This window comes from Rhodococcus sp. PML026 (assembly GCF_000963615.1).
Taxonomy (GTDB): Bacteria; Actinomycetota; Actinomycetes; order Mycobacteriales; family Mycobacteriaceae; genus Rhodococcoides; species Rhodococcoides fascians.
In genome coordinates, this window is the sequence record NZ_KQ031371.1 from 163,130 (window position 1) to 185,162 (window position 22,033).

General features: G+C 66.0%; 19 protein-coding genes. 7 read left to right on the forward strand and 12 right to left on the reverse strand.

Annotated elements, in window-relative coordinates:
- Positions 1–172 precede the first annotated feature (172 nt).
- The 4 genes from VF34_RS08340 (at position 173) to VF34_RS08355 (ending at position 5,670) form a co-directional block, all read left to right on the forward strand.
- Positions 173–1,285, forward strand: coding sequence for a polyprenyl synthetase family protein (locus VF34_RS08340; protein ID WP_426376040.1), 1,113 nt, complete (start codon positions 173–175; stop codon positions 1,283–1,285).
- A gap of 11 nt (positions 1,286–1,296) precedes the next feature.
- Entirely contained in the window at positions 1,297–2,880 is a 1,584-nt protein-coding gene (gene crtI / locus VF34_RS08345) for a phytoene desaturase family protein (RefSeq protein ID WP_196249560.1), read from the forward strand.
- A 160-nt stretch (positions 2,881–3,040) separates the two neighbouring features.
- Entirely contained in the window at positions 3,041–4,678 is a 1,638-nt protein-coding gene (locus tag VF34_RS08350; RefSeq protein ID WP_032374357.1) for an alpha-(1->6)-mannopyranosyltransferase A, read from the forward strand.
- 11 nt (positions 4,679–4,689) lie between these two features.
- Positions 4,690–5,670: a phytoene/squalene synthase family protein gene (locus VF34_RS08355; RefSeq protein WP_032374358.1), complete on the forward strand. Its 981-nt coding sequence runs from the start codon at positions 4,690–4,692 to the stop codon at positions 5,668–5,670.
- Between the two features lie 18 nt (positions 5,671–5,688).
- On the opposite strand, the gene VF34_RS08360 is transcribed toward VF34_RS08355, so the two are convergent.
- On the reverse strand, positions 5,689–6,060 hold the full coding sequence (locus tag VF34_RS08360) for an Rv2175c family DNA-binding protein (RefSeq protein WP_027497362.1): 372 nt from the start codon (positions 6,058–6,060) through the stop codon (positions 5,689–5,691).
- A 184-nt stretch (positions 6,061–6,244) separates the two neighbouring features.
- Between VF34_RS08360 and pknB the strand changes: the two genes are divergently transcribed.
- Entirely contained in the window at positions 6,245–8,221 is a 1,977-nt protein-coding gene (gene pknB, locus VF34_RS08365; protein WP_045841361.1) for a Stk1 family PASTA domain-containing Ser/Thr kinase, read from the forward strand.
- Positions 8,222–8,258: 37 nt separating this feature from the next.
- On the opposite strand, the gene VF34_RS08370 is transcribed toward pknB, so the two are convergent.
- Together VF34_RS08370 and VF34_RS08375 are read right to left on the reverse strand one after the other, a co-directional pair.
- Positions 8,259–9,644, reverse strand: a complete 1,386-nt coding sequence (locus VF34_RS08370; protein ID WP_027497364.1) for a class II 3-deoxy-7-phosphoheptulonate synthase — start codon at positions 9,642–9,644, stop codon at positions 8,259–8,261.
- 45 nt (positions 9,645–9,689) lie between these two features.
- Complete coding sequence (locus VF34_RS08375) at positions 9,690–10,181, reverse strand: polyadenylate-specific 3'-exoribonuclease AS (protein WP_032370301.1); 492 nt, start codon at positions 10,179–10,181, stop codon at positions 9,690–9,692.
- 164 nt (positions 10,182–10,345) lie between these two features.
- Between VF34_RS08375 and VF34_RS08380 the strand changes: the two genes are divergently transcribed.
- Positions 10,346–11,554: a glycosyltransferase 87 family protein gene (locus VF34_RS08380; RefSeq protein ID WP_230595334.1), complete on the forward strand. Its 1,209-nt coding sequence runs from the start codon at positions 10,346–10,348 to the stop codon at positions 11,552–11,554.
- Between the two features lie 9 nt (positions 11,555–11,563).
- Here VF34_RS08380 and VF34_RS08385 read toward each other — a convergent pair whose 3' ends face one another.
- The 6 genes from VF34_RS08385 to VF34_RS08410 all read right to left on the reverse strand — a co-directional run bounded on the left by VF34_RS08385 (position 11,564) and on the right by VF34_RS08410 (position 16,163).
- Positions 11,564–12,292 carry a lysophospholipid acyltransferase family protein gene (locus tag VF34_RS08385; RefSeq protein ID WP_032374359.1) on the reverse strand — a complete coding sequence of 243 codons (729 nt, stop codon included), beginning with the start codon at positions 12,290–12,292 and terminating at the stop codon, positions 11,564–11,566.
- Positions 12,293–12,469: 177 nt separating this feature from the next.
- Positions 12,470–13,444: an ROK family protein gene (locus VF34_RS08390; protein WP_027497367.1), complete on the reverse strand. Its 975-nt coding sequence runs from the start codon at positions 13,442–13,444 to the stop codon at positions 12,470–12,472.
- Between the two features lie 39 nt (positions 13,445–13,483).
- Positions 13,484–13,903: a hypothetical protein gene (locus VF34_RS08395; protein ID WP_032374360.1), complete on the reverse strand. Its 420-nt coding sequence runs from the start codon at positions 13,901–13,903 to the stop codon at positions 13,484–13,486.
- A 43-nt stretch (positions 13,904–13,946) separates the two neighbouring features.
- Positions 13,947–15,227 (reverse strand): ArsA family ATPase, encoded by a 1,281-nt coding sequence (locus VF34_RS08400; RefSeq protein ID WP_329955295.1) that lies wholly within the window; start codon positions 15,225–15,227, stop codon positions 13,947–13,949.
- The gene (locus tag VF34_RS08405; protein ID WP_027497370.1) at positions 15,203–15,637 is read right to left on the reverse strand and encodes an SRPBCC family protein; all 435 of its coding nucleotides are present in this window, start codon (positions 15,635–15,637) and stop codon (positions 15,203–15,205) included. Before VF34_RS08405 ends, VF34_RS08400 begins: the two co-directional genes overlap by 25 nt.
- Before the next feature lie 133 nt (positions 15,638–15,770).
- The gene (locus VF34_RS08410) at positions 15,771–16,163 is read right to left on the reverse strand and encodes a polyketide cyclase / dehydrase and lipid transport (protein WP_032370298.1); all 393 of its coding nucleotides are present in this window, start codon (positions 16,161–16,163) and stop codon (positions 15,771–15,773) included.
- Positions 16,164–16,296: 133 nt separating this feature from the next.
- Here VF34_RS08410 and VF34_RS08415 point away from each other — a divergent pair, with 133 nt between their 5' ends.
- Complete coding sequence (locus tag VF34_RS08415; protein WP_032370297.1) at positions 16,297–18,102, forward strand: AMP-dependent synthetase/ligase; 1,806 nt, start codon at positions 16,297–16,299, stop codon at positions 18,100–18,102.
- Between the two features lie 39 nt (positions 18,103–18,141).
- Here VF34_RS08415 and VF34_RS08420 read toward each other — a convergent pair whose 3' ends face one another.
- From VF34_RS08420 to VF34_RS08430, 3 genes are read right to left on the reverse strand one after another with little or no spacing between them, the layout of a single operon-like run.
- Complete coding sequence (locus VF34_RS08420) at positions 18,142–19,266, reverse strand: glycosyltransferase family 4 protein (protein WP_032374362.1); 1,125 nt, start codon at positions 19,264–19,266, stop codon at positions 18,142–18,144.
- 58 nt (positions 19,267–19,324) lie between these two features.
- Positions 19,325–20,707, reverse strand: a complete 1,383-nt coding sequence (locus VF34_RS08425) for a membrane protein (RefSeq protein WP_045841256.1) — start codon at positions 20,705–20,707, stop codon at positions 19,325–19,327.
- Positions 20,708–20,736: 29 nt separating this feature from the next.
- The gene (locus tag VF34_RS08430; protein WP_080731736.1) at positions 20,737–21,720 is read right to left on the reverse strand and encodes a C40 family peptidase; all 984 of its coding nucleotides are present in this window, start codon (positions 21,718–21,720) and stop codon (positions 20,737–20,739) included.
- Positions 21,721–22,033: the final 313 nt, after the last annotated feature.

Below are 22,033 nucleotides of genomic sequence, written 5' to 3' on the forward strand. Positions count from 1 at the left end.
GACCGCCCCCTGACGGAATCTTCGCTCACCCGAAGATCATAGGTTGCGCTGCGCCGCCGGCCCGCTGGGCATCCCCCGACGGCGTAGTTCACTGCTCGTCGGTGCCGGGTTCGGGTGCCTATTACTGTGGGACTGTAACGCGTCTTTCCCACGAAGACCTTGGAGGATCGTCCTGTCCGGAGACCTGTCCGCGCCCACCAACTCTGTGTCCGTGAATGCGACGTCGCTACGGGATTCCGTCGATGCGAAGCTCGCGGAGTTCTTCGCCTCGCGTCGTGCGGTCGTCGACAGCGTCGGCGGTGGCTACCCGGCCGCAGTGGCCGACCTCGAGGCGTTCGTACTACGCGGCGGCAAGCGCATGCGCCCAGCCTTCGCGTGGACCGCGTGGCTCGGCGCGGGCGGTGAGCCCACCGGGGACCGCGCCGACGCAGTACTGCGTGCGTGCTCGGCACTCGAGTTGATCCAGGCCTGCGCATTGATCCACGACGACATCATCGACTCGTCCCGCACCCGCCGAGGCTTTCCGACCGTGCATGTCGGCTTCGCTCAGCGACATCGCGATGCGGGGTGGTCGGGCTCGGCAGATCACTTCGGTGTCTCCGCTGCCGTTCTCGTCGGCGACCTGGCGCTGTGCTGGGCCGACGACATGCTGCGCGAGTCGGGTATCGACACGGACGCGGCGCGGCGGGCGCAGCCCGTGTGGTCCGCGATGCGTACCGAGGTGCTCGGCGGTCAACTCCTCGACATCGAGGCCGAAGCCGGGACGGACGAGAGCGTCGCGGCAGCCATGCGCGTCAACCGGTACAAGACCGCCGCCTACACAGTCGAACGCCCGCTGCACCTCGGGGCCGTTCTTGCCGGGGCCGGCGAACCGCTGACTGCGGCGTACCGCAGCTTCGGTGCCGACATCGGCATTGCCTTCCAGCTGCGCGACGACCTGCTCGGCGTGTTCGGCGACCCGGAGATCACCGGCAAGCCGTCGGGTGACGACATCACCGAGGGCAAGCGCACGGTGCTCATCGCCGTGGCCTTGCAACAAGCGGACGCGAGCCGTCCCGATCACGCGGCGAAGATTCGAGCCAGTCTCGGTACCGAGCTCAGCGAGAGCGAGGTCGCCGACATCCGATCGATACTCACCGAACTGGGCGCCGTCGACGCCGTCGAACGACAGATCGACGAACTGGGCACCCGGGCCGTTGCCGCGCTGGACGACAGTTCCATCGATCCGATCGCCGCCGAACACCTTCGTGCCATGGCCACCGCCGCCATCCAACGGCAGTACTGAAAGAGAGCGTCATGTCTACGATCCGAACCGTTCCCGGCCGCACCGACTCGGTCGTCGTCGTGGGAGCTGGATTGGCCGGCCTGGCCGCGGGGCTCCACCTACTGGGCGCAGGCAAGAAGGTCACGATCGTCGAGCGCGACGACACCGTGGGCGGCCGCGTGGGGGTGTATCCGGTGACCGACTCCGACGGAACGCATCTCTACGACATCGACAACGGTGCGAGCGTACTCACGATGCCGAACCTGGTGCTCGAAGCGTTGGCCGCCGTGGGTGCCGACTTCGAGTCCACGACGCCGCCGATCCGGCTGACGTCCCTGTCGCCGTCGTACCACACGCGGTACGCCGACGGCACGTCCATCGACGTCTACTCGGACCCGGCGGCAATGGCCGCCGAGGTCGAGCGGACCTGCGGTACGGCCGAGGCGCAGGGCTACCGCGATCTCCGGCGCTGGCTCGCCGACATCTTCGATGCCGAATTCGACCGCTTCATCGACTCGAACTTCGATTCGCCGCTGGACCTCGTGGGATCCAAGGCCGCGATCACCGATACCGCAACGCTGACGAAGCTGGGCGGCTTCGGTCGCCTCGGGCCACGGGTCGATCGTTTCCTGAAGGACACCCGTCTGCGCCGAGTGTTCACGTTCCAGGCCCTCTACGCCGGCATGGCACCGCAGAAGGCGCTGGCCGTCTACGGTGCGATCGCACACATGGACACCTCCCTCGGGGTGTTCTTCCCCGAGGGAGGCATGGCGGCTATCGGGCGGGCCATGGCCGACGCGTTCGTGACGGCGGGCGGCACGCTCGAACTGGGCACCGACATCGTCGACATCACCGTCGACCGCGGCCGTGCCGATGCCGTCCTCACTGCCGATGGACGTCGAATCGCTTGCGACGCATTGATTCTCACCGCCGACTTGCCCGTCGTCGATCGCCTGCTCGATCGCGCCTCGGTGTCGAAGAAAGGCAGGCGCAACGGGTACGGCGTCGTGTCGCCGTCCGCCGTCGTGGCCCACGGAACGGTTCCGGTCGAACTCACGGCGTCGTGGCCTGCGCGGGCGCACCACACCATCGACTTCGGTGACGAATGGGCCGAGACCTTCCGCCGGATCACCGCCCGCTCCGGCAAAGGATCTCTGATGGCCGATCCGTCACTGCTGATCACGCGGCCGTCGGTGAGCGATTCGGGCCTCGAGGTCGTGCGCGACGGGGTCCGCAGCGAGCCGGTCTCGATCCTCGCCCCGTGCCCCAACCTCGACAGCGCTCCCCTCGCCTGGACCGAACTGGCTCAGCCCTACCTCCGAGAGATTCTGGCGACGCTGGAGGGCCGCGGATACACCGGACTCGCCGACGCTTTCGTGCTCGATCACATCGACACACCGCAGACGTGGGCGGACAAAGGCATGTTGTCGGGCTCGCCGTTCTCGTCCGCGCACGTCTTCCGGCAGACCGGGCCTTTCCGGAGAAAGAACATGGTCGCCGGCCTCGACAACGTGGTTCTCGCCGGCTCCGGAACCACTCCCGGTGTGGGCGTGCCGACCGTCTTGGTCTCGGGCAAGCTGGCGGCAGAACGAGTGACAGGGCCGCGAGGGCGGTAGGTTCGTCCGATCGACTGCGTCGACCAACTAAGCTGAGCGCGATCGTTTGCCGGTCGCGATCTTTGCTGCGACCATGATCCTTCGGCCGACAGCGAGAACGCGTCGGCGCGGAGCCACATCTCGACACACACGACTCGCAGCAGAGGAGGAGCAGGCGGCAATGTCTTCGGTTTCGTCGCACTCCACCTCCGAAGGGCGCTCGTCGGACGGGTCTGCACCGGTGCCTGCGCGGCATCCGTCGAGACTGACGACCACCGGAAACTTCCTGCGAAGTCCCGAGGGCAAAGCAGCGATCCTCGGGGTTCTCGGTGCGGTCTGCATCATGTTCGGTGGATTCGGCGCGGGCAGCGTGCGCCGTCGTGACCCTCTGCTCGAAGAGATGCATCTGTCGTGGCTGCGATTCGGCCACGGCTTCGTGCTGTCGACCGTCATCGTCTGGGCCGGTGTGCTGTTGATGATCACCGCCTGGGTCAGGCTCGGCAGAGCCACGCTGCACGGCCGCACCACGGTGGGCGAGCTCCGGTGGATCGTGCCCGCGTGGACGGCACCGCTGCTGCTGTCGGTGCCGATGTTCAGCCGCGACGCTTACTCGTACCTCGCTCAAGGTGCGTTGCTACGGGACGGCTTCGACCCGTATGCCGTTGGGCCCGTGGCCAATCCGGGAATCCTGCTCGACAACGTCAGCAACGTGTGGACCACGACCACTGCCCCGTACGGGCCGCTGTTCCTTCTCCTCGGTCGCGGCATCACGAGCCTGACCGGCGACAATGTGATCGCCGGAACCATGCTGCTTCGCCTGACCATGCTTCCCGGGCTCGCTCTGATGATGTGGGCCGTCCCGCGACTGGCCACCCATCTGGGCGGGCGCGCCACAACGGCGGTGTGGCTCGCCGTGCTCAATCCCCTGGTGCTGATCCACCTCATCGGCGGAGTGCACAACGAGTTGCTCATGGTCGGCCTGATGACCGCGGGCATCGTGCTTGCGCTCGAGCGTCGCCACGTGGCCGGCATCGCGCTGGTGGCGATCGCCGTGGCCATCAAGGCAACTGCCGGTCTCGCTCTGCCGTTCCTCGTGTGGATCTGGATGCTGCACCTCCGCGACAAGGCGCGCGAAGAAGGCCGCACACCGCCTGCACCGATTCTGGCGTTCACGAAGACCGCGGGCATCGGAGCGGCCGTCTTCGTCGCGGTGTTCGCCGTCGCGTCCGTGATCGCCGGAGTCGGCATCGGCTGGCTCACGGCGTTGTCCGGCTCGGCGAAGATCATCAACTGGCTGTCACTGCCGACGATCCTCGCGCATCTGGTGACCGTCAGCACCTCGTGGTTCCTCGATCTGCGTCTCGGACCGGTTCTCGACGTCACCAGGTTGCTGTGCGCGATCGCCTTGGTGGTCATCCTGGCCGGGGCGTGGTGGTTGGGCCGCCGATCCGAGCGGGACGCGGTCAAGGGCATCCTGATCGCTCTTGTCGCCACTGTCGTTCTCTCCCCCGCCGCGCTGCCCTGGTACTACTCGTGGCCGTTGGCGATCGCGGCCGGCTTTGCGTTGTCCCGCCGAACTCTGATGGTTCTCACCGGCCTGTCGACCTGGCTGATGCTGGTGTTCCAACCCGACGGATCCATCGGCCTGTACACGTTCGTGCACGTGGCCCTCGCAGTTTTCGCTGCAGTCGTTGCCGCGCTGGCGCTGACCCGAGTCGACCCGTTGCGTTTGCGATCGGACCGCTCCCGGGAACACCGTGCCGTACCCAACGCCCCCAAGACCGCGCCCGTCTCCACCGAAGACGACGCCACACCGTGAGGTCCCGCGCCATGAGTGCCCGCGTATCGAGAGAACTGACCGACATCGATCCTGCTCTGCACGAGGCGTATCGCATCTGCCGCGAACTGAACGCCCAGCACGGCAAGACCTATTTTCTGGCAACCAGACTGTTGCCCGTCGACAAGCGCGCAGCCGTGCACGCTCTGTACGGTTTCGCTCGGATGGTCGACGACATCGTCGACCTCGAGGGCACCGACATCGCGGTCGGTTCGGACGAACTGAACGCCCGCAGAATCGTCGAACTCGACATCATCGAATCCCGGGTGCGCGACGCCTTGGCCGGAAAACCGCTGTCCGACAGCACATCCGATCAGGTGTTGAGCGCATTGTGCGACACGGTCGCTCGGTACGAGATTCCCCACGATTACTTTTTCGCGTTCATGCATTCGATGCGCATGGACATCCCGGGCAGCGCGATGTTCGTCTCGCGGTACCGAACGATGGAGCAGTTGAACGAGTACATGTACGGATCGGCCGCAGTCATCGGACTGCAGATGTTGCCGATTCTCGGAACGGTGGTTCCGCGAGCCGAGGCGGAGCCGTCGGCTGCGGCGTTGGGCGAGGCGTTTCAGCTGACCAACTTCATCCGCGACATAGGTGAGGACCTCGACCGCGACCGCATCTATCTCCCGACCGACGAACTGGCGGCCTTCGGGGTCGACGAGGATCTGTTGCGGTGGTGCCGGACCACCGGCTCGGTCGATGCCAGAGTCACCCGCGCCCTCGCCCACTCGATCGCCGTCACCCGGTCGATCTACCGGACGTCGGACGCCGGGATCGACATGTTGGATCCGCGAGTGCGTCCGTCCATGCGAACGGCGTCCATTCTGTACGGCCGCATTCTCGACGAGGTCGAAGCGCAGGGCTACCGGGTGCTTTCCCAGCGCGCGACCGTGCCGCAGTGGACGCGCGCACGCGTCGCGCTGCCGCAGTTCGCCGTCACCGGCTGGAAGCGCGCCACGGTCCGCTGACGACCGCTGTTCCAGCTGCTAGAAGGCCATTGCCTGAGCGCGTCTGATCACTTCGCGCATCAGGTCACCGTGCAACGCTGCGACCGGGGTGCCGGGCAGACTGTCGTCCTCGGCGAACAACCACCGCAGAATTTCTTCGTCCTCGTAGCCGCCGTCGTGCAGCACCGCCAGCAGGCCGGGCAGACCCTTGACGATTTCGCCCTTGGTCGTATCGAAGAACTGCTCGGGCACGCCGGGGACGCGGGAACGCTTGAGAGCCAACAGCTGACGATCCCGCACGAGCTGCTCGACGCGCGTCTTGGGGACGTCCAGGATCTTGGCGACGTCGGCGAACTGCAGCAGAGAAACCGACGGATCGAGCACGTCGTCGGCGTAGGGAATGGCACTCACGCGGGTAACGTTAACGGGTCCGGCGTCCAGACTTCAAAAGTGACGCGGCCCGCCACGGAGACCGAAGACACGAACCACGATCGTCGGTGAGCTCCCACGGCGCCGATACCATCGTCGTCAGGCGTCCGGATTTCGAGCGGACACATCGAGGACGACGAGGGGAGGTTCGGTGATACCGGGTTCGATGCTCGATCGTCGATATCGAATAGACGCACCGATCGCACGGGGCGGAATGTCGACGGTCTACCGCGGACTCGACACCAGGCTCGACCGACCTGTCGCGGTGAAGATCATGGATCCGAAGTTCGCCGAGGACCCGCAGTTCGTTCAGCGATTCGAGTTCGAGGCACGCGCGGTGGCCAGGCTGAGCCACCCCGGCCTGGTGGCCGTGTACGACCACGGGCGGGACGGCGATCACGCATTCCTGGTCATGGAGCTCGTCGAGGGCGGAACGCTGCGCGAGCTGCTGCGGGAGCGCGGGCCCATGCCGCCGCACGCCGCAGTCGCCGTGGTTCGCCCCGTGCTCGAAGCTCTCGCCGTCGCACACCGCGCCGGTCTGGTGCACCGAGACATCAAACCGGAGAACATCCTGATCAGCGACGACGGAGACGTCAAGATCGCCGACTTCGGGCTGGTCCGAGCCGTCGCCGCATCCACCGTCACCTCGAGCAGTGTGATTCTGGGCACGGCCGCGTATCTGTCCCCCGAACAGGTCACCACCGGCTCCGCATCCGCGAGCAGCGACGTCTACGGCGTCGGAATCGTACTGTTCGAGCTGCTCACCGGACGCACCCCGTTCACCGGCGACACATCCCTGTCCATCGCCTACCAGCGCATCGACAACGACGTTCCGCTCCCGTCGACCCTCATCGCAGGCGTGCCACCACAGTTCGACGACGTGGTCCAACACGCCACCGTCCGCGACCCGGAACACCGATACCGCAACGCCGACGACATGGCCCGCGCGCTGCGCACCGCCGCGTCGGCGCTGGCACTTCCCGCGTACCGGGTGCCCGCTCCCCAGCGTTCGGCACAGCACCTGAGCTCGGCGGCTGCGGGCGCACCGACGACAGTCGCCGGCGATCGACAGCCGCCCACCCGCACCCAGGTGGTGCAGAGCGCTCCCCCGGTACCACCGCCCGACGGCGTGCACCACACCCGAGTGGTCACGTCACCGACATCCCGCGAAATCGAGTACGAACCGCAACCGGACGACCCGCAGCCGGCGGCACCCCTGGGCCGGCGACACTACGAATTTCCCGACTTCGCCGCCGATCGCCAACGGTCCCGGCGGGCCATCGTCGTCTGGTTGGTGGTCGTTGCACTGCTGGCCGTGTTGGTCGGTTTCGGCGGCTGGTGGATGGGCTCGGGCCGATACACCGCAGTTCCGATGGTCGACGGTCTCGACACCACCGGTGCCACGAGCGCGATCGAAGCGTCGGGCTTGGAAGCAACGGTTCGGGGAACGTACTCCGACACCGTCTCGACCGATCTGCTCATCGGCACCGACCCCGTCGGTGGTTCCCGAATCGCCAAGGGCGACACCGTCTTCCTGCTCGTCTCACTGGGCAGCCCGACCGTCCCCTCCATCGACTCCGACGCCTCCGTCGAAGACATGCAGCAGCAATTGCGCGACAGAACCTTCACCCCGGTCGACGGCGGCGAGGCATTCAGCACCACCGCACCGATCGGCGGCGTCGCGGCGCTCGATCCCCCGCCGGGAACGGTGTTGAACACCGGTGCCGCAGTCACCGTGCTGCGCAGCAAAGGTGCACCGCCGGTGCAGGTTCCCGACGTCCGCGGACAGAGCGTCGATCAGGCACTGACGACTCTCGAATCGGTCGGCATCACCGTCGACGAGGTCCGCGAGACGTTCGACGAGGACACCGACGGCGGAAAAGCGATCGGCACGAATCCGAAGGCCGGCCAGACCGTCAAGTCCGGCACCACCGCCGTCCTCGACGTGTCGACGGCAGTCACCGTGCCGTCGCTCCTCGGCCGTTCGGTGGGATCCGCACGCACGACTCTGGACTCGCTGGGACTGACGATCGATGTTCGTCAGGTGGTCGACACGGACGGCTCGTTGGTCATCTCCCAGAGCCCCGGAGCCGGTTCACGGGTGGAACCGGACTCCGAGGTCATGGTCGTCTCACTGCCCTGACCACCGCTGCCCTGACCCGCCAGGGCGGTGCCGGCGATCAGCCGCGAAGCATCTCGGCGACGAGGAATGCCAGCTCGATGCTCTGCTGAGTGTTCAGTCGCGGGTCGCAGGCAGTTTCGTAGCGCCCGGCCAGGTCGAGATCAGAGATGTCCTGGGCTCCGCCGAGGCATTCGGTGACGTCGTCACCGGTCAGCTCGACGTGGATTCCGCCCGGATGGGTGCCGAGGCCGTTGTGCACCTCGAAGAAGCCCTGCACCTCGTCGACGATGCGGTCGAAATGCCGGGTCTTGTATCCGGTGGACGCCTCGTGTGTGTTGCCGTGCATCGGGTCGCACTGCCAGATCACCTGGTGTCCGGTGGCCTGCACCTTCTCGATGATGGCGGGCAGGATGTCCCGAACCTTGCCGTTGCCCATGCGCGAGATCAGCGTCAGGCGGCCCGGCTTGTTGGTCGGGTCGAGGCGCTCGACGTATTCGACGGCCATCTCGGGGGTCGTGGTGGGTCCGATCTTGAGCCCGATCGGGTTCGAGATCAGTTCGGCGAGCGCGATGTGCGCGCCGTCGAGCTGGCGAGTGCGGTCGCCGATCCACAGGAAGTGAGCCGACAGATCGTAGAGCTTGGGGTGATCGTCGGTGTTGTCGAGCCGCAGCATCGCGCGTTCGTAGTCGAGGACGAGTGCTTCGTGGCTCGCGAAGATCTGGGCGGTGTGCAGATTGGGGTCGGAGACGCCACAGGCGTCCATGAACCGCAGGCCGCGGTCGATCTCCCCGGCCAACGCCTCGTAGCGTGCTCCGGCGGGTGACTGCGCGACGAATTCACGGTTCCAGTCGTGCACCTTGTGCAGGTCCGCCATCCCGGCTCCGGTCAGTGCCCGAACCAGGTTCATCGCCGCACTCGCGTTGGCGTAAGCGCGCACCAGCCGTGACGGATCGTGGCCGCGCACGCTCTCGTCGGCCACCAGCGAGTTGATCATGTCGCCGCGGTAGGACTGCAGGCCGAGCGCATCGATGTTCGACGAGCGAGGCTTGGCGTACTGGCCGGCGATGCGCGCGACCTTGACCACCGGCATGCTCGCCCCGTAGGTGAGTACGACGGCCATCTGCAGCAGCGTGCGAATGTTGCCCTTGATGTGCGGTTCGGTGTTGTCGACGAACGTCTCGGCGCAGTCGCCACCCTGAAGCAGAAACGCCTCGCCGCGGGCGACGGCAGCGAGCTTGTCCGACAGCGCCTCGACCTCACCTGCGACGGTGATCGGCGGAACGCTCTCGAGCACCTTGCGCATCTCGCCGGCCTGCTCGGGATCCCACTGCGGCTGCTGCGCAGCCGGCTTGGCCAACGCGTCGTCCAATCGAGTGCGCAGTGTCGGAGACAGCGGCGGCAGGTCGGGCAAGCGATCGATGGGTACGTCGACAGTCCAGTTCACCGCTACAGGATATTCGTACCGCCGTCACCGCAGGACAACGGGTGTTCAACCGCGGTACGAGTACTCCTCGATCGCCTGGAACTTGGCCAGATTGTGGCGCGCGTCGGCCAGGGCATCGTGGGCGTCGTCGGGCACCGCGGGAAGCTCGGGACTGCCGCGATCCTCCCAGTGCTGACGGAGCTCACGGGTGAATCGAGGCAGGGAACGCGGCAATTCGGTCATCGATCCCCACAGCTGGCAGAGCGCCACGTGGTCGTACGCCGCCACCCATGCCCATAATTCGACCTCGGCACCGTAGTGCGGAACGAGGAATTCGAGCAGTTCGTCGCGAATTCGGGATCGGCTCATCCACAACGGCGACGAGTACGGTGGCAGCTTGGGTAAGACGTTGCGCCGGACCCACCGGCCCGCCCGCTCGGGGTCGAACTCGGAGGACACCGCATAGAACTCGCGACCGTCCTCCGACACCACACCGATCGACACCAACTCGATTGTGCGACCATCCTCGATGAACTCTGTGTCGTAGAAGTAGCGCACGCGGCTCACCCTAGCGCGTGCCCCGGCACGTCCCCCACACACCGCAGAACCGAGCCGAACAAGCCCTGAAAGGGAACGTTGTGACTTCGTCCGACACCAACCGTCCGGTCGCCGAAGCGTCGGAGCCTGCCGGCCCGACGCGACGCCGGTGGCCGCGTTGGGCGGTGGCGTCGAGCAGGGTCGTCGTTGTCGTCGCCGCGGCGGTCGGTGTGCTCTTCCATCTCAACGGGTTTCCCGGGCTGCGAACGTTGGGTGAGCATTACCGACTGGATCTCGATGTCTACCGGCTCGGCGGTGAGGTGTTCGCTCGGGGCGGGGATCTGTACGGCCAGCTTCCTCCCATCGCGACCGGTACCACGTTGCCGTTCACGTATCCCCCGATTGCTGCCGCTCTGTTCAGCCCGCTCTCGAAGGTCTCGCTGTACGCCGCGTCGATGACGGTGACGTCGTTGTCCATGCTCGCGTTGCTGGCGACCGTTGTGCTCACGCTGATCTCGTTGGGGGTTCGCCCTCGCACGCTCGTGTGGTGGGGTGCTGGCGCGGTGTTCGCGGTGTCCGTCCTCGTACTGGAGCCGGTCACGTCCACGTTGAACTACGGGCAGATCAACATCGTTCTGATGATGTTCGTCGCGCTCGACTGCTTGCCGAAGAAGACTCCGTGGCCTCGAGGTGTGCTGATCGGTCTGGTCGCGGCCGTCAAACTCACTCCCGCAGTTTTCGTCTTGTTCTTCTTGCTGCGCAAAGACTTTCGTGCTGCGGTGGTATCGGCACTGAGCTTCGCGGTGTTCACAGCGTTCGGGTTTGCGCTCACGTGGTCGGACTCGGTGAAATACTGGACCGAGACGATCATCGATTCCGATCGGATCGGCGGCCCGGCGTACCCGGCGAATCAGTCCATCACAGGTGTACTGGCCCGCCTCGGAATGGACGAGTTCCCCCGTTCGATTCTGTGGATCGCGCTGTCGGTAGGAGTACTGCTCGCTGCGGGAATCGCGATGCGCAAAGCGTTCGCCGCCGGTGAGATCGCCCTGGCGCTGACCGTGAACGCGATGTTCGGCCTGTTGGTCTCGCCGGTCTCCTGGTCACACCACTGGGTGTGGGCAGTACCGTTCGCGTTGGTGCTGGCCGCCGTCGGATACCGCCGTCGAAGCGCACTGCTACTCGCTCTGGTTGCCGTCGGACTGGCGATCATGGTGTACGCACCGCACTGGAAACTCGGTGAAGGTCGATGGAGTGGACTCGACTGGCCGCTGGTCGATCAGTTCGCCGCGTCCGCCTACGTGTGGTGGGCTCTGGTCTCTGTGGTCGCCGTCGCGGCCGTGAAACTCTCGCCTCGGGTCACCCCGAAGGAAAGCGACACCGCGGTTCACTGACCGCCGTCGTCAACTGGCCTTCGAGTCGGGGATACGGCGCGCGGACGGAGCCGAATCTTCGGGTGTCGCAACCTTCTTCAGCGAGGCCGCGTACACGTCGACGTATTCCTGGCCCGAGAGCAGCATCAGGTCGTACATCACCTCGTCGGTGACGGCGCGCTCGACGAATCGGTTGCCTGCCATTCCCTCGAACCGGGAGAAGTCGATGGGCTTGCCGACGCGAATGGTGACCTTTGCCGGACGCCACACGCGCGAACCGATCGGGTTCATCTTCTCGGTGCCGATCATGGCGACCGGCACCACCTGAACGCCGGTCTGCAATGCCAGGCGCGCCATTCCGGTCTTGCCCTTGTAGAGCCGGCCGTCCGGCGACCGGGTGCCTTCGGGGTAGATACCGAGCACCTTGCCGGCTTCGATCACGCGGGCCCCGGCGTTCAGTGCGTCCTGTGCCGCGTCGGCTCCGGTGCGGTCGATGGGCACCTGACCCACCGCGGTGAAGAACCACTTCTGGAACGCACCCTTGAGACCCGAGCCGGTGAAGTACTCACTCTTGGCGAGGAAGGTGATGCGCCGCGGGGTCTTGAGCGGAAGATAGAACGAATCGAGAACCGCTTTGTGGTTGCTGGCCAGGATCACCGGGCCGTGCGTCGGAATGTTCTCCGCACCCTCGATCGTGGGCCGACCCAGGGCAATGAGCAGGGGCCCCACGATGATGTATTTGAACAGCCAGTACCACATTGACGTGCTCCCTGATCATGGTCGGCAATCGTTGGTGTGCCGGCTCGCGCGAGGCGAACCGACTGCGGCCGTGCGTTCTCGAACCGTGCCGCGTAGTGAACTGTACCCAGGGTTTATGACACCAGCCACATCGACGAGGAGTCGTCGTGCGACATCACACGGCGTCGGTCCGGACCGTCATCGTGCGGTGGTAACGAACTGTGCTCGCGCGAGCTCGGCCGCACCGATCATCCCCGCGGCCTCGCCCAGTTCGGTGCTGCGAATCCGTGCCAGCGGGCGATGCCCCGCGCCGGTGACGAGCTCGGCGTACTTGTCCGTGGCACGAGCGAGGAATTGGCTCGACGAAGTGGCCACACCGCCGGCCAACACGATCAGGTCGGGGTCGTACACATCGCTGACCATCGAGAGTCCGACGCCGAGCCAGTGTGCGAAATCCTCCATGGTGCGTCGGCCGATCGAGTCGCCGTCGTGCGCGGCGCTCGCGATCCGACGCCCGGTCAACGAGCCGGGATCGAGGAAGACCTCGCGCGCCAACCTCGTCGAGGACGACGGGTCTGCGGCCAACAACTCCACCGCCGTATCCACCAGTGCAGTACCGCTGCAATACCGTTCCCAGCACCCGCGTTTGCCGCAGGGACACGCGCGTCCGTCGGGCACCACCTGAATGTGACCGAGTTCGGGTGCCACCCCGTGGCTCCCTCGATAGATTCGGCCGTCGATCAGCAGCGCCGCACCGATTCCCGTTCCGATCGCCACCATCACCACGTTGCGGCCACCCGATGCCGCTCCGAAACGGTATTCCGCCCATGCGGCGGAGTTGGCGTCGTGTTCGAGCAGGACCGGTAGTCCGATGCGTTCGCTCATCTCGGTTGCGACCGGCGTGTCGACCCACGGCAGGTGCGGAGCGAACCGGACCGTCGTGCGGTCGGAATCGATGAAACCCGCCACCGCCAGACCGACGGCAGCGATGTCGTGCCTGCCGGCCAGCTCCTGCACGGCGCGGTCGAGACCACGCTCGAGTGCACGAGCAGTGTGGGGCGTGGGTGCTGCGGTCGAGTCGAGCACCTGACCGTCCGCGTCGACAACCGAGGCGCGCAGGCTCGTGCCGCCCACGTCGATCCCGACCGTCAATCGCTGATGATGACGCTTCATTCGTTCATGCCTTCCTCGGCCGTCCCCCCACGGCGATGGTCACTCCTTGACCCGAACGGTAATCGGTACGAACGCCGGTCGACGAACGGACGGCGCAGAGGTGTCCTCCGACACGTCCGCGTCGGCGTCGACCCGGTCGGCAGCGGACGCGGTCGACTCGGTACCTGGCTCGCTGCTACCCCCAGCGGCGTGTTCGGTGCCCGGCGCGGTGTGGTCGATCAACAACTGGCGTAGCAGTGCGACGACGACGGCCCCTTCCGAGGCAACGAGTTCGACGAGATCGTGCCGTTCACCGCGCACCAACGCCGCGAGCGCACACACCGGGCACCAGCTGCAGCCCTGCTGATCGCGGTCCTGCTGTGTCTCGGCAACTCGGCGCAGGATGGGCTCGAGACGTGTCAGGACGGTGTCGGCCAACGCCAGCAGGTCCGCGCCCAACTCCGAATGCCCGGCCGTCACAGCGTCTCTCCGCTCACAGCTCTTACGGTCATGGCTCGGCCGCTCACAGCGGCCACACATCGGGGTCGGGTCGGAAACGCACCACCAGGAACGGGCCGTCGAGTTCCGCAGAATCGGCAATACACCGACGCAACACCGACGCCAACGTGACGCGTCGCCGCCTACCGTCGGCACTCACTATCAAGTCGTCCTCCACTCGCCCCAGACCCAAGGTGGTCGAATCGACTACCGGCAGAAGCATTCTCATCGCGTACACGGATTCGAGTCCGCTCCCCGACTCGAGTTCGACCGACGGTCGACCGGCCGGGCTCGACGCACGTCGTTCGAGGGAGTGCGGTGCCAGGTGCTCGGCCACATCCTGCAAGGGGCCCAACCCTACCGGTTCCACTTCACAGTGCTCCACCTCCACGATCGGAACCGCGCCGACGCGTCGTCGGAGTTCGGCCACGGCGTCGAGTTGCGCGGCCCGCCATCGCTCGAACCAGAACACCGCAGGATGAGCTCCGACCAGACCGATCGACGAGGAATTGAGGGCCGGGAGCATCCGGTTCACCAGCAGTCGGTCGACGCGAACGCCGAACAGAGCCGCTGCGGAGAGCGTGCGTTCGGCGTCGACGATGGACAGGTGCTCGGGGGTCAGGACCACGGTTGCCCCTGTCCGTTCGGGATCGGTGATCAGCGCCCGGACCGATTCGATCTGTCCGAGGATCCGCTCGATCATGGCCACCACGAGCGTGAGCCGCACGTCGGTTCCGGTGCCGGCGACCATGCGATCGTGGCGCGGCCACACGCGCTCGAAATAGGACGAGACGGTGTCGGGCAGCTGCAGTGTTCGCAGCGCATCCCCCGATGCCGGAAGATCGACTATCACTGCGTCCCAACGACCTTCGTCGACGAGCCGGGACACCTCGTGCAATCCCAACAGCTCCTCGATACCCGGGAACCCCATCAGCTCCTCCGGCTCGATCGCGCCGAAACTCACGCCGTGTTCGTGGCCTGCCGAAGCCACCGACAGCATCGAACCCAGACCGCGGTACCGCTCTTCGAGCAGCCGCGAGGTATCGATCTCGACGACGTCCAGGTTCCGAGCAACCGCTCCGATGCCCGAGTCCTGGTCGGTGTCACCTTGTGCGCCGAGGGCGTCGCGGAGCGAGTGCGCCTGGTCGAGGGAGGCAATCAGCACCTCCCGGCCCGAGGCCGCGAGCGCAAGACCCGATGCAGACGCCAGGGTGGTCTTCCCCGCGCCACCTTTGCCGATGAACAGCGATACCGTGGTGCGGGGTTCGGGGCGAGCGTCGGTCAGCCTTCGACCCGCTTCTTCAATTCCTTGAGCGCAGTGTCGGTGATGACCTTCTCTGCTTTGCGCTTGAACAGGCCGATCATCGGAATGTTCAGATCGACAGTGAGCTCGTACGTCACGTCGGTGCCGTTGCCGGTCTCACGCAGCGAGTACGACCCGTTCTGAGATTTCTGCATTTCGCCCGAGACGAGATTCCACGACACCGAATTGCCGTCCGCCGCCCAGTCGTACTCGAGTTCGTACGTGTCTTTCACCATTCCGGCGTCGAGCACGAACTTGACCCGCTTTCCCCGTCCGTCCGCACCGACTTCGAGGACCTCGACGGACTTCGCGGCGGACACCCACGTGGGATACGCGTCGAAATCGGCGATGACGTCCATGACCCGACTCGGTGGGGCTTCGACGACGATCGACCTCTGGGTTTTCTCCGCCATGACTACTGGTCCGCTTCCTCTCGGGTACTTCGATCCGCTTCGTTCGCTGCCTGCTGTGTAACCCGCGGCAGGCCTATCTCACACGATCGAACCGCCGACGCACAACGCGAACCGGCCGACCGTACCGCGCGGTTCATTCGGGAGCTGAACTCGACGCTACGTGGTGGGGTGCCTCGCCCGCTGACCTCCCGGCCTCGAGCTCCCGCTTCAGCTCGAAGGTCATGGCGCGGCCGGCCACCCGACGCGCATGCTGCTCGGTGGCCGACTCACTTGCTGAGGCCGGCTCGGCGTGCAGGAAGTAGTGGACGATCACGCCGTCGAGTACGGGCTCGAGCCACAGCTCCATCGTTCCGACGACGCCGCCGCGGACCGACCACCGAATGCCCTTCTCGCCGCGATCCTCGGTCACGGTCAGCGACAGGTCCGGCCACCACCGCCGCCACCGCTCCGGCGAGACGAACGCCTGCGCCACCGCCGCACCGGGCGCTGCCACGAATGTCTGATCCGCAACTTGAATACTGCTCATCGTCAGAGCTTCACATATCGGGTCCGAGACCAGGACCGCCGAGGCACATTCGGGACCGCGCGCCCTGGGTCTAGAGTATCTGTGAAGCCGAGCTATCGACTTTCTCCAACCCGTTCGATCCGGAGGTAATCCCGTGCGCGAGTTCACTGTTTCCGCCGAGTACGACATCGCGGACACCGACTCCGCTGTCGACAGCGTCTTCGCCCGCGCTCGGACGTCGCCGGATGCCGTGGTGTTCCGTCGGCTCGACGACGGCCGATGGACCGATGTCGGTGCCGCAGAATTCGAGCGACTGGTCGTCGACGTGGCCAGGGGCCTCGTCGCGGCAGGTATCGAGCAGGGCGATCGCGTCGCGCTCATGTCGTCCACGCGATTCGAGTGGTCGGTCATCGACTACGCGATCTGGGCCGCGGGCGGAGTGACCGTGCCGATCTACGAGACGTCGTCGGCGGGCCAGGTCGAGTGGATTCTCGAAGACGCCGAGCCGGTTCTGTTGGTCCTCGAGAACGACGCGCACGTACGGGAGACAGAAGCCGTCGTAGCTGCGGCGCCGTCGGTACGTCGAACGTTCGTGATCGACAACGCTTCCGGCACGGGCGCAGTGCAGGCTCTGATCGACAACGGCGCGGACGTCTCCGAAGACGTTGTGCACGAACGAGTCTCGACACTTCGCTCGTCCGATCCGGCCACGTTGATCTACACCTCGGGCACTACCGGCCGCCCCAAAGGTGTGCAATTGACGCATGCGAACCTCCTTGCGGAATCTCGCGGCATTCGCCAGACGTCGTTGAAAGCTCTTCTGACACAGGGCCGCAGTACGTTGATGTTCCTTCCGATGGCGCACGTCCTCGCTCGCGCGGTGAGTATCGCGTCGTTCGATGCCGGAGTCACCCTCGGCCACACCAACGACATTCCCAACCTGGTCGCGACCTTCGGGACATTTCGACCGGACTTCATTCTGTCCGTGCCGCGCGTGTTCGAGAAGGTCTTCAACACTGCGAAGCAGAAGGCACACAGCGACGGCAAGGGCAAGATCTTCGATCTCGCGACCGAGTGCGCAGTGGCGTGGAGCCAGGCGCAGGATTCCGGTGGCCCGTCGATCGTGTTGCGCGCCAAGCATTTCGTGTTCGACAAGCTGGTCTATGCGAAGCTGCGGACCGCTCTCGGCGGCAAGTGCGAACTTGCCATCTCGGGCGGCGCACCACTGGGAGCGCGACTCGGCCACTTCTACCGCGGCATCGGCGTGACCATCTACGAGGGCTACGGCCTGACCGAAACCACTGCGGCGTTCGCGGTGAACACCATCGGATTCCAACGTGTGGGCAGCGTCGGACGCCCGCTACCCGGGAACACCGTCCGCATCGCCGGCGACGGTGAGATCCAACTACGCGGACCCGTTGTGTTCGACGGATATTGGCGAAACGAGAAGGCGACCGCGGAATCCCTCGACGACGGGTGGTTCCGCACCGGCGATCTCGGATCCGTCGACGAGGAGGGATACATCACGATCTCCGGCCGCAAGAAGGAACTGATCGTCACCGCCGGCGGCAAGAACGTCTCCCCCGCGGGCCTCGAAGATCACCTTCGTGCCGGAGCACTGATCAGTCAGGCCGTGGTGGTCGGTGACCAGAAGCCCTTCATCGGTGCCCTCATCACCCTCGATCCGGATGCGTTCGACAAGTGGAAGTCCGCACACGGCAAGGACTCCGACGCCACCGCAGCGGATCTGCAGGCCGACCCCGATCTCGTCGCCGAGATCGACGCCGCCGTCGCCGACGCCAACAAGTCGGTCTCGCACGCGGAATCCATCAAGAAGTACCGCCTGCTCCCCCACGACTTCTCGGAGGAGAGCGGCGAATTGACGCCGACGATGAAGCTCAAGCGCAATGTCATCACCAAGGCGTACGCCGACGAGATCGAGGCGATCTACGCGAGGTGACACGCGTGGCGTGAGCCGTGGTGCGAGCGGCCCGCCCGGTCAGATCAGTGACCGCAGTTTCTCCGTCAGCACGTCCCAGCGCCATTCCGCGTCGACCCATGCCCGACCGGCGTTGCCCATCTGCGTCGCCAGTGTTCGATCGGACAGGAGCGTCACGATCGCGTCGGCGATGGACGACACCGAAGTCCCGTCGACGACGAGCCCGGTCTTGTTGTGCTGCACAGCTTCCGGAGCGCCTCCCGACATCCCGGCAACCACCGGAACGCCACAGGCCGACGCCTCGAGGTAGACGATTCCGAGCCCCTCGACGTCGAGGCCCGCGCCTCGGGTGCGGCTCGGCATCGCGAACACGTCGGCGATCGTGTGATGGGCAGCCAGTTCCGCCGACGGCACCGTCCCGGTGAACACCACGTGCTGCTCCATCCCGGTGGAGCGAACGAGTTCGCGCAACGTGTTCTCGTACGGACCGCCGCCGACGATCACCAGAACCGCCCCGTCCACCGCGCGCCGGATCTCCGGTAGCGCCCGGATCAGGAAGTCCTGGCCCTTGCGCGGCACCAGCCGCGACAGACACAGAACCGTCGGTCGGTCACCGAGGCCGTACCGAGCACGTAGCTCCGTCCTCGCGGCATCGTCGGGCACGAAGCGATCGGTGTCGACCCCCGGCGGCAGATGCTCGAGTGCCGCCGACGCCCCGAACGCCGAGCTGAATCGGCTCCGCGTGTACTTGCTCACGTAGGTCACCACATCGGTGTTCTCTCCGATGGTGCGCAGCGTCGCGCGACCACCGGGCACCATCGACCACCCCACCTCGTGGCCGTGCGTGCTCGCCACGATGCGATCCGCCCCGGCTCTGCGCAGGTGTGACGACATCACCGCCAACGGGGCCGCGGCACCGAACCACACCGAGTCGCACCCTCGGGTCTTCACGATGCGCGCTGCGCGGCGAGCCACCAACGGAGTCGGCAGCATCAACGTGGTCGGATGCCTGATGACCTCGAAGGGTTGTTTCGCATCGAACTTCACGTGCGAATCACCACGCCACCGCGGCGCGTAGACCACGAGCTCGTCGGCGGGCAACTGCGAGGCGAAGCTGTGCAAATAGGACTGGATTCCGCCCGGCCGGGGCGGAAAGTCGTTCGTCACCAGAAGAGTACGACGCATGACGACAACCGTAGCGCTCCCGATCGGACAGCTCGTGTCGACGACGCGCACGTCCGGGTCAGCGTGACCGGGCGGCCACCCAGTTGCCCCACTCCGCGACGAACCGGGTTCGGCTCAGACTCAGGACCGAGGTGATCGCTGCGTCGACGACTCCGTCCGACCCGGGTCCGGACGCCAGCGCCTCGTAGAACCTGCGCAACGTGGACTCGCCGTACCGGTCGGCCACGAACGCGAAGACCGACCAGGCGGACTCGTAGGCTACGTTGGAGCGGGTGCCGCCTGCACCGAAATCCTCGTCTTTCGGCAACACGGTCGGCGGGCCACCGGCAGCCACGATCGATGCCAGAGTAGGTGCCAGCTGCCGGAAGTCGGCACCGGAACTGCGATACCCGGAGTAGTCGGCGAAACCCTCCGCCACCCACAACGCGGTGCCTTCCGCCGTCTTCGCCCGCGCCGCCACATGCGTCAACTCGTGCCGAAGCACCGAACGAAGAGTGAACGGAGACAGCCGCGACGCGGCATCGGGACCGAACACCACCCGCTGACCCGTCGGACGCGACCCGCCGGCCACGGCGTCGGACACGGTCACTGCAGCCACGTCCGTCGAGGGCGAGGACCCCGTCGATTCGTCGAACTCCTCGGCCGTCGAACTGACGAACACCAGTCCGTCCCGGGCCCAGTCGGCTCCCCAGAAGTCGGTGACCGCAGCGGTCGCCGCGGGCAGCTCGGCGGCCACATCTGCCACGAACTGCTCACGGTCGGGATGTCCCAACACCACCGACGTGCCGGATGCAGTGGCGACCGAGCGCATCGTCACGGGCCCGAAATCCCACGGACCGCGCCAGGTGTGGCGACGGTAGGTCGGCAAGTCGGCGTCGTCGACCAGTCGCCACTGGCCGTCGCGTTCGGCGACCACCAGCGAAACCGGCCGGCGGGTCGGAGAGGCATCCGGGCCCTGCACGGCATATCGCAGGTACACCGGTGGAGCCCACACATCGGTGGCATCCAGCTGCTCGGCAATCGACGACGGCACGGGGGTCTCGGGTTCGTCACCGATCTCGTAGTCGAAGTCCGAGAAAGGAACCGTCGGAACGACAGTCGCCCGGCGAACCTGCGCATCCACGAACGTCGGATCCGCGAGGGGGTCGAGCAACCCACGCAGCGCCGATTCGTCGCCGGAACGGAGGGCAGCCGCCCAGCGCTCGAGCAGCTGGGTCACTTCAGCGCGGCGCTGCTCGTCGTAGGTCGGCGGATTCTGGGAGGCCGACGGATCGGACGAAGTCGATGCGCTCGATGTCGCCGCTCCCGATGCAGGACCGTCGTGACGATGAACCAACAGCAGCGTCGACGCCACTGCCAGAACGACCAGGACTGCCGCCCATCGCGCCCGCCCCGACGCGGTGAGAGCGTGGACAACGGACGGCCGTTCCGTACCGCTCATTCAGGCGTCAGTCGTCGTTCGCGGCACAGTCAGTATCGACGGGCCCCGTAGAACGGGAACGACGCCATCGACTGCACCTTCACCGGTACCCCGAAGGTGGAGGCATGCAGAACGTTGCCGTTACCGGCGTAGATACCGACGTGTGATGCGTCCGGGTAGAACAGAACGACGTCTCCCGGCTGTAGATCCTTCTGATCGACGGGAGTTCCGCCGGCAGCCTGAGCCTGACTCGACCGCGGCAACGTCTTTCCGACCTGCTTGTAGGCCCAGACGACCAACCCGGAGCAGTCGAAACCGTCGGGGCCGGTCGCTCCCCAGACGTACGGCTTGCCGATCTGTGTGAGACCGGCTTGCAATGCGCTGGAACCGGAGCCCGGCGTCAAGTTCTTCAGAATCGTGGAGGGGTCGAAACCTTCGGGAAGCGCCGATCCCGCGAGAGCCAGCTGCTCGGACGAGGAAAGCGCGCTGTACGCGGCCATGACTTCGGCGATCTGGCCCTGAAGTTCACTCTGCTTCGCCTGCAGATCGTCGCTGACCGCTTTGGCCTGCTCGGCGGCGACTCTGGCCTGTTCTGCGGCGGTCGCGGCGGCCTGCTCTGCTGCGGATGCATCCGCGCTGGCCTGCTGGAACTGAGCTACCTGACCGGCTGTCTCGGCGGAGATGACATCGAGGGCCGACATTTGGTCGAGCAACTGTTGCGGGGAGTCGCTGACCATGACCGCGAACAACCGGTTGGTGCGAGCGCCCTGGTAGTTGACATTGGCCACCTTGTCCATGGCGGGTTTGAGCTGCGCCAGCTGCGACTGGGCGGCGTCGAGGGCCGCCCGACTGGCATCGACGGCGGTCTGCGCATCGAGCTGCTCGCGAGCCCGAGCGTCGAGATCGATCTGCGCGTTGTGCAGCGACTCGTTGGTCTGTTCCGACTCCCGGGACAGCTCCGCCAGCTTCGCCTGCGCGTCGGAAGCCGAGCCGAAGCCCGGATCGGCGGTCGCCGTCGTGATCGGCACCACCATGATGCACGCGGCCGCAACGGCTGTGGTCACCGAGCTACCTACTAGCCGTAGAACTCGGGTGGTTCTCGATATCGCCACGGAAAGCGACTCTCCGTCCTGACATATGCCATTCCAGCTGGAGTGGCGGTTGGAAAAGTGACCGGAACCGAACGATACCCATGCTCAGCTGGGCGCGGACGTGAACACGGTCCGAAATCGACGCAGTCTGCACGTGACAGATCACAAACCAAACGTCGGAGAGGTCTCGATCAGATTACGAACTGGACGCTCTGCTGTCCACCGTACCGGCGTGTCGCCCGGAAACCGTCCCCGG

Bases quoted from the DNA above. Each gene is read 5' to 3' on its own strand.
- crtI (WP_196249560.1), top strand. From the start codon at position 1,297: ATGTCTACGATCCGAACCGTTCCCGGCCGCACCGACTCGGTCGTCGTC.
- VF34_RS08350 (WP_032374357.1), top strand. From the start codon at position 3,041: ATGTCTTCGGTTTCGTCGCACTCCACCTCCGAAGGGCGCTCGTCGGAC.
- VF34_RS08355 (WP_032374358.1), top strand. From the start codon at position 4,690: ATGAGTGCCCGCGTATCGAGAGAACTGACCGACATCGATCCTGCTCTG.
- pknB (WP_045841361.1), top strand. From the start codon at position 6,245: ATGCTCGATCGTCGATATCGAATAGACGCACCGATCGCACGGGGCGGA.
- VF34_RS08385 (WP_032374359.1), bottom strand. From the start codon at position 12,292: ATGTGGTACTGGCTGTTCAAATACATCATCGTGGGGCCCCTGCTCATT.
- VF34_RS08390 (WP_027497367.1), bottom strand. From the start codon at position 13,444: ATGAAGCGTCATCATCAGCGATTGACGGTCGGGATCGACGTGGGCGGC.
- VF34_RS08405 (WP_027497370.1), bottom strand. From the start codon at position 15,637: ATGGCGGAGAAAACCCAGAGGTCGATCGTCGTCGAAGCCCCACCGAGT.
- VF34_RS08410 (WP_032370298.1), bottom strand. From the start codon at position 16,163: ATGAGCAGTATTCAAGTTGCGGATCAGACATTCGTGGCAGCGCCCGGT.
- VF34_RS08420 (WP_032374362.1), bottom strand. From the start codon at position 19,266: ATGCGTCGTACTCTTCTGGTGACGAACGACTTTCCGCCCCGGCCGGGC.
- VF34_RS08425 (WP_045841256.1), bottom strand. From the start codon at position 20,707: ATGAGCGGTACGGAACGGCCGTCCGTTGTCCACGCTCTCACCGCGTCG.
- VF34_RS08430 (WP_080731736.1), bottom strand. From the start codon at position 21,720: ATGGTGGTGCCGATCACGACGGCGACCGCCGATCCGGGCTTCGGCTCG.